Here is a 7,201-nt window from a genome sequence, read left to right as displayed (position 1 = left end):
CTCGGATTGGCCATCACCGATCGCTTCATCGAGGCACCCCATGTGGCAGAGAACCTGCTGGACCAGGTACGCCTGGCCGATGCACGCATGTCGGCGCACGAAGGCCGTTGCGAATCCTTCCAGGCCAGTGGCAGTGTGCGCGATCTGGCGGTAGGACACTGGTTCGTTCTGGAACGGCACCCCGATATGCGCTACCGGAATGCCTCGCAGCGCGAATTCATCGTCACCTCGCTGCAGCAGCGCGCCGAAAACAATTTCCCCAAGGTCTTGCAGGACCCCATCCAACGACTCTTGCCGGAACTCCAGTGGCAAGCCGGAGCACCGCAAGGCGCAAGCGATCTGCGCTATCACAACCACCTCACCTGCGTGCGGCGCACTGCCTCGCTGAGCCCGCATTACGACCCACGCCGACATCTGCCTGCCGTGCATCCAATCACGGCGCTGGTGGTGGGGCCGGCACAGGAAGAGGTGTACTGCGATGCATTGGGACGCATCAAGGTGCAGTTGCAGGGCCTGCAAGCGGAAGACCACGCCCATGCCCAAGGTGCGGGCACCAGCGGCCATGATCAGGACAGCGCCTTCGTGCGCGTATCGAGCGCCTGGGCCGGGGCAGGCTATGGACACGATGCCGTGCCCCGGGTCGGCATGGAAGTCCTGATCGATTTTCTCGGTGGCGATCCGGACAAGATGTTCGTCGCCGGGGTCCTGCACAACGGCCTCAACCTCCCGGCGCGCTTCAGCCACGCTGGCGGTTTGCCGGGCAACCGCTTCCTGTCCGGCATCAAGTCCAAGGAGGTCGATGGCGCGCGCTACAACCAGTTACGCCTGGATGACACCCCCGGCCAGATCAGCACGCAATTGGCCAGTGAACACCAGCACAGCCAGATCAACCTGGGCTATCTGACCGAACCACGCTACGACGGCCAAGGCAGTGATCGTGGCGAGGGCGTGGAAACCAGAACCGATGGACACGGCGTGCTGCGTGCCGGCAAGGGCGTCCTGATCACGGCGCACCGCCAGGACCGGGGACGCGGCCGCATCCTCGAGCGTGCCGTCCTGCTGGAGACACTGCGCGATCTGCAAGAGCTGGCGCAGCGCCTGAGCCAGGATGCTGTCAGGCATCACGCCGAGGCGACCGATCTGGCCCAGCTGGAGCGCATCAGAACCCAACTGCAGGCCTGGGATGCGAGCGATCCTAGCAACGAAGCAGTGCACACCGAGACGCCCATGATCGCCGTAGACGCACCGGCGGGCGTGAGCATCACGAGCCAGGACACCATGGTGTTGGGCGCAGCACAACACATCGACATGGTCAGCCAGACCAATACCCAAGTCAGCACAGGCCGCAGCCTCCTGATGCGGGCCGGCGAGATGTTTGTGGCCTTTGCGGCCAAGCACCTGAAACTGATCAGTGGCAAAGGCAGCATCAAGGTACAGGCCCACGAAGAGCATATCGACCTCTCTGCGGCGCGGCGCATTCTGCTGGAGGCCAGCGAAGAGATCATCCTGCAGGCACCCAAGATCAGCATCCGATCACGCGAGAACACGGAGATCACCGGCGGCGGCAGCTTCAGCCGCTGGAATGCCAGCCAGATCGAACACGGCACCAGCGGACAATGGCGACAGCAGGCCGCCGAGCACAATATCCTGGGTCCGGCCAATTGTCCGCCACCCGACATCCCTCCTCCGCTGACCTATGAACAATTGCAGCAGAGCGCCAGTCTGCTGGTCCGCCTGCGCAGCCACGCACGCGACGGAAGGCTGCTGGCACATCAACCCTACACGCTCCTCAAGCAGGGTGCACAGATCGCCGTGGGCGTCACTGACGCTGCCGGGCAATTACTGATCGAAGACCATCAGCCGGGGGACAAGGGGTACTCCATCAAGCTCCCCAATGGCTACTGCTTCGACTTGCCGGTCCATGAACACATCAGTGCGCTCGATGAACAACTGGCGGCATCCGGCTATCGCAGCATCGAAAAAGACGCCGAGAGCCGGCTGCGCCATGCCGGCGCCTGAACCCTTTTACTTCTTTCAGGACACCTATCATGCCCCAGACTTATCACCCAGGCAGCGTCCCTATCGACCTGAGCAAACGCAGTGCGACCGCAACCGCACAATGGCTGCTGGAGCGCGCAGAAGACAGCAACTCTCCGATCTATCACGCCAACCAGCTTGAAGTATTGATCTGCGGCGAAGAAGGCTTTGCCCGCATCCTGCAAGACATCCGCCAGGCGCGGCATAGTGTGGAGATCATCTGCTGGGGTTTCGATCCGGCCATGGAACTGGAACGCAATGGCCATACCTGGCCTCGCGGGCCGACCTGGGGGGATTTGCTCAGGGAGGTTGCGGCCGGCAAGTACAACAACGGCAAACCAGTCGAAGTACGGGTGCTGTGCTGGCACGAGGGGATGCTCTCTGCCATCGCAAAGAATACGCCAGGCTACGGTACGCTCGATGCCGATCAGGTCAAACGCATCCGGCATCATGAGCGCCTCTCCGGCAAGCCGCACGAAGCTGGCCTCACGCCGCAGGAGCGACGCAGCTATTTCAATGCGTTGTGGTTCTTTGAAGCTACCCATGGTACGCACCCTCATCTCATCTTCAAGGTTCGCGCGGCCAATTCCGACAAGGTCGGACAGAGTATTGCGCAGGAGAAGATGAAGATCCTGCCGCAGATGGAATTTACTTCCCTCATGGATGCTTCGACTGCGCATCAAAAAACGATACTCATCGACTACGACCATGCAAACGGCGAACATGCGGTTGGTTACGTAATGGGATTGAACAGTGTCACCGATTACTGGGATACCAAGAAGCATCTGTTTCACGATCCTCGCCGTGGTGAGTCGTGGGAAGGCGGCGGAGGCGATCTGCCAGGACTGAAGCCTTTACAGGATTATGCCTGCCGCATTTGCGGCGAGGCCCTCATCAGCGTGAGCAAGAATTTCGTCGATGCATGGAATCGGGTCGCTCCTGCTGCTCAGAAAATCGAGCGTGTGCACGACCTGCGTTCGCCGCCGGCCGGCCTCAAGGTCCGCGCAGGCAAAGCTGCTCACCGTGCGCAGATCGTGCGCACTCAACCGGAGGAAGGCGACAAGACCATCCAGCGGCTGTACCGCCAGGCGACCAGCTTCGCTTCCAACTACATCTACATCGAGAACCAGTATTTCCAGTACACCGAATGGGCGCGGTATCTCAAGCAAATGCGCCACAACTTCATCGCTGCGTGGAAGGAGGCGGGGCGGCCATTGAAGACGCTGCCCAATCTGCATGTCTTCATCGTCATCCCCACCCCTGAACGCATCCAGATGGTAGCGGCCACGCATGACACGATCAAGCTGCTCGGGCATGGCAGTTCGATGCCCAATCAGGACAAGACATTCGAAGAGGGGGAACTGATTCGTCAGCGGCAGCAGAAGGAAATAGCAAGGTATGCGCTCAAACAGAGGAATAACAGCGCCCCGCCAGAGTTAGTGCGAATGCCCAAACCGCATGGCGCCGTTATCGAGCCCAGGGGCAATGCCGAGATCGCCGAGGAGCTGGAAGCACTGGGCATCAAGACGCTGGTGGCCAGTCTGTGGACCTACGATCATGCCGGGGACAGCAAGGGCGAGAAATATCGGGAGATCTACATCCACAGCAAATTGATGATCATTGACGATGCCTTCTTTACGCTGGGCAGTGCCAATCTCAATTTGCGCAGTATGGCGGTGGATGCTGAGATCAATATTGGATGTGATAACCCGCTGTTGAGCGAGAAATTACGGAGAGAGGTGTTCTCCATGCATTCAGCTAATGCCGAAGGGTGTAACGGAGGCAGTGGAAGCGCATCTGAAATTTCCAGCACATTTAGGAAGTGGGAAGCGCTGCTAGATGACAATCGTCGAGAGAAGAACGCACAGTCAGCGCCACAAGGGTTTCTTATTCCATTTTTTGACGACCGAACGTCCAGTCTAAGGCTGGCTTAAAAAATGGACTATCCATGCACTTGAATAGGCCAAAAAGAGCTTTTTTTCCATTCCTGTTTTTCGTCGTTATCTCAACGACGTTTATGTCTGGATGCATCATGCAAAATCTCCCACGCAATATGAAATTAATTGCTTTTGATCCGCATCAAACAGAATTTAACTGCCAGTACGAAAGGAACCTGGAGCCACAAGACAACCACGAGGCTGAGCAATGGTTCAGAGAAGGATTAGCCGTTACCAGTTACGATCTCTGGCCCGACGATCGAGACTACGAAAAAGCAGCCATTCTCTGGACGAAAGCTGCTGAAAAAAATCACTGGCGCGCGATGCTGAACCTTGCCACTCTTCATCTGCGAGGAGCCGGCGTTGAGCGCAGCAGTGAGCGCGCCGTACAAATGGTGGAAAAGGCCATGCTACTAGGCGTCCCAAAGGCTTTTGACCTGATGGGAACGTATCACATGAATGGAACTGGTGTTAAGCAAGAAGCAACCCGAGCATACGCTTTCTGGTGGCGTGCCGCCAGCATGGGGAATTCTGATGCATTGGCTTACCTTGGCGATAAACTCAACGCCTCATACGATGATCCCAAAGGAGCCTTCTGGGGAAACAGAGGTATGGCCTTAAAGATGATGGAATGTGGTTACAAGCAGGAAAATGGAAATGCTGCATATCTGTTAGGTCACGAGTTAAGCTTCCATAAGCAGTATGAACGTGCACTACTTATTCTTCATGATGGTGTCAAGTTTGGCAGCGAAAAAAGTGCTAACAAGCTGTTCGTGGAATTTGATGATGGACGAAAACTGGTCAATAAATTTCTGGATAAAGATCGTGCAGAAAGATACGCCGCCATTGCCGACATGCTCCACCTCAACCCCGACCTCCGCCTCCCCAACCTCGACAAGGTGCTCCCCCTGCCTCCCGCCATTCTTCCCTACTGGGACGGCGACAAGCAATCCCTGATCGATGGCGCCAAACCCGTCAAGGTAGTTTCATCAGACATCGGCAAACCTTCTCCCGCATCACTGCGCCAAGGCCGCGCTCATATCCCCGACGGCCTCGTCCTTCCGGAGAAACCACAAGGCGGCCATCTGATCCAGCATGAACACACCGATGCCACCATCAGCGGATACTGGATCGCTCAACTCCGTGATCCGCACGAGCCTCGCTTGGTCGCTTGGAATGCGGCGCAGATCCCCATGCGTTACGAGCGGGGAGAAAGCTTCGAACCCAGCCGTGTCGGACTGGACGCCAGCGATGGCGTCTTACGCTTTCACTATCTCGGAACACCAGTTCCCCAAGATGCCGCTGCAAAACACCGACCCGACTGGCGCGTTCCGCAAGGCGTGCTGCGCGAAGTACCTGTTCCATCCCGCGATCTGCGTTCAACAGGGCTACTCCCCGCGCCCGCTACAGGCATATGGCACGGCAGCATTGATCCGGCCCATCCCTTGGCAAAGGTCTTCAACCAATGGACACGGCAGGCCTACGTCGAAGAAGGTCAAGCCTTCCCCGATCCGCGTGATCGCGGACTCGACATCTCACCAAAGGATATCCAATGGCAATGGCTGGACCAGGCCAACCAGCCCCTGCCGTCAGGCCGCAAAGACATCACGATTCGTAACTTTATTCCCGCCGACACCGCAGGCAATCGCTCGTGACCTTGGCACTTCTTTTCTGCCACCCGGATGGGGCAACCCGGTTCAGCTCAATTGCTTGCGCGTCATGGTGCGCTTGAGCGACAACTTCAGATGTCGCTGCATCGCTGCCTGCGCCTGGATGGCATCGCGGGCCTCGATGGCTTCCAGAATCTCGCGATGCTCGTGCAGCGCCGTGAACCAGCTATCTTCCGGTTCGTAATGATCCAATAGCTTGGCCGAGATCGGATCCTGACGTTCGTCGTAAAGCCGGGCCACCGTCTGCACCAGTACCTCGTTATGGGTCATCTGGGCGATACGAATGTGGAATTCGCGGTCAGCGTGGGCAGGGCTCCTGCCTGCCTGGCATTCGCACTCCATGGTGTCGTAGATCGCGCGCAGCGCCTTGACATCCCTGGGCTTGGCCAGCGGCGCAACCAGGGCGACAATCGCGCCCTCGAAAATGGCCCGCGCTCCCATGATGTCGCTCAGGCTGTTCCCCATTTCCTCGACTGCCGCATCCTCCTTGTGCAGCTCCGGCGGCACTGTCTGCGTCAGGTAGACCCCCGATCCCATGCGGATCTCCACCCTTCCCTCAAGCTCCAGGGCGACCAAGGCTTCCCGGATCGAGGGCCGCGACACGCCCAATTGTTCGGCCAGCGCACGCTCAGGCGGCAAGCGGCCTTGGCTGGTAAAGCCAGGCTGATACATCACGGTCCGCAGGCGGTCCGCAATCTGGAGGTACAGGCGACGGGAGTCGGGCGATTTCTGGCTGGACATCGTGTTAACTAATCTGGAGAAGCCGACAAGCTGGCCCTTGGAACAGTTTGTCAGGGTTTTTGGCGATTGTCTCACAGGCGCGGACATCATTTCGGCCTTACCAATTTACATTTATAAAAATTATTTGCTTTTGGCTTGACCAATTTATACACTGCCGAGCAAGTCAGAGGCCAAGCCGCTGACATCAACGAAGTGCAATCGGGAGAGCCGAATTGGAACGTCGTCTATACACCGGGCCGGACCTGCAACGCGCCCAGAGCATCGAGGAACTGCGCGCCATCGCGCGCAAGCGAGTTCCCAATTTCTGTTTCGAATATGTCGAAGGCGGCGCCGAAGAAGAAATCAGCCTGCGTCGCAACCGCGAGGTATTCAGCCACATCGGCTTTCTGCCGCGCACCCTGGTGGATGTCTCGGTGCGCCGCCAGGCACGCAAGCTGGCTACTTATTCCTGCGTCAGTGAAAAATCTACGTCCAAGGCAGCTCGCAAGAAGGACATTCATAAGACGCGTGCGGCTGAAGCCGAATACGAAAAAACCGGTCAAGCACCTGATGGAGATGGAGCCCATGCCGTTGATACGCCAGCAGTCAACGCTGGCGTTGGGGACGCCGTAGCTACTTCAGATGAGAAGGCTGAAAAGCACGACGTTAATCATGACGTGGCTGATGTTCTGGAGACATGGTAATCATGAGCATAGCCTGTTATCAATCGAAAGATGTCCATCCGGACCAACTCGGGAATCCCCTAATCGAAGCGCTTAGACCAACGCTGACTAATAAGGATGCGGCAGGGGTCCTGCAAGGAGGCCTGCAATATCG

4 protein-coding genes and 1 pseudogene are annotated in these 7,201 nt (G+C 57.8%); 4 read left to right on the top strand and 1 reads right to left on the bottom strand.

The features are described from left to right. The 3 genes from I5W_RS09005 to I5W_RS08995 form a co-directional block, all read left to right on the top strand. A partial coding sequence (locus I5W_RS09005) for a type VI secretion system Vgr family protein (RefSeq protein WP_044528969.1) occupies nt 1-2,019 on the top strand: 2,019 nt, incomplete at its 5' end. Nucleotides 2,020-2,048: 29 nt separating this feature from the next. Further along, nucleotides 2,049-3,971, top strand: coding sequence for a phospholipase D-like domain-containing protein (locus I5W_RS09000; protein ID WP_044528968.1), 1,923 nt, complete (start codon nt 2,049-2,051; stop codon nt 3,969-3,971). A 98-nt stretch (nt 3,972-4,069) separates the two neighbouring features. Continuing rightward, a complete protein-coding gene (locus I5W_RS08995) occupies nt 4,070-5,629 on the top strand; it encodes an SEL1-like repeat protein (protein WP_148289070.1) in 1,560 nt (519 codons plus the stop codon). A 42-nt stretch (nt 5,630-5,671) separates the two neighbouring features. Here the strand turns inward: I5W_RS08995 and I5W_RS08990 are convergent, their stop codons facing one another. Further along, on the bottom strand, nt 5,672-6,385 hold the full coding sequence (locus tag I5W_RS08990; RefSeq protein WP_044528966.1) for a FadR/GntR family transcriptional regulator: 714 nt from the start codon (nt 6,383-6,385) through the stop codon (nt 5,672-5,674). A gap of 212 nt (nt 6,386-6,597) precedes the next feature. On the opposite strand from I5W_RS08990, the pseudogene I5W_RS29635 reads away from it, so the two are divergent. Next, nucleotides 6,598-6,822 (top strand): annotated as a pseudogene (locus I5W_RS29635) (alpha-hydroxy-acid oxidizing protein); the annotation flags it as partial. Nucleotides 6,823-7,201: the final 379 nt, after the last annotated feature.

This window comes from Herbaspirillum sp. B65 (assembly GCF_000333555.1).
GTDB lineage: Bacteria > Pseudomonadota > Gammaproteobacteria > Burkholderiales > Burkholderiaceae_D > Herbaspirillum > Herbaspirillum rubrisubalbicans.
The sequence above is the reverse complement of the archived record's forward strand: the minus strand, read 5'-3'. Positions and strand labels throughout refer to the sequence as shown.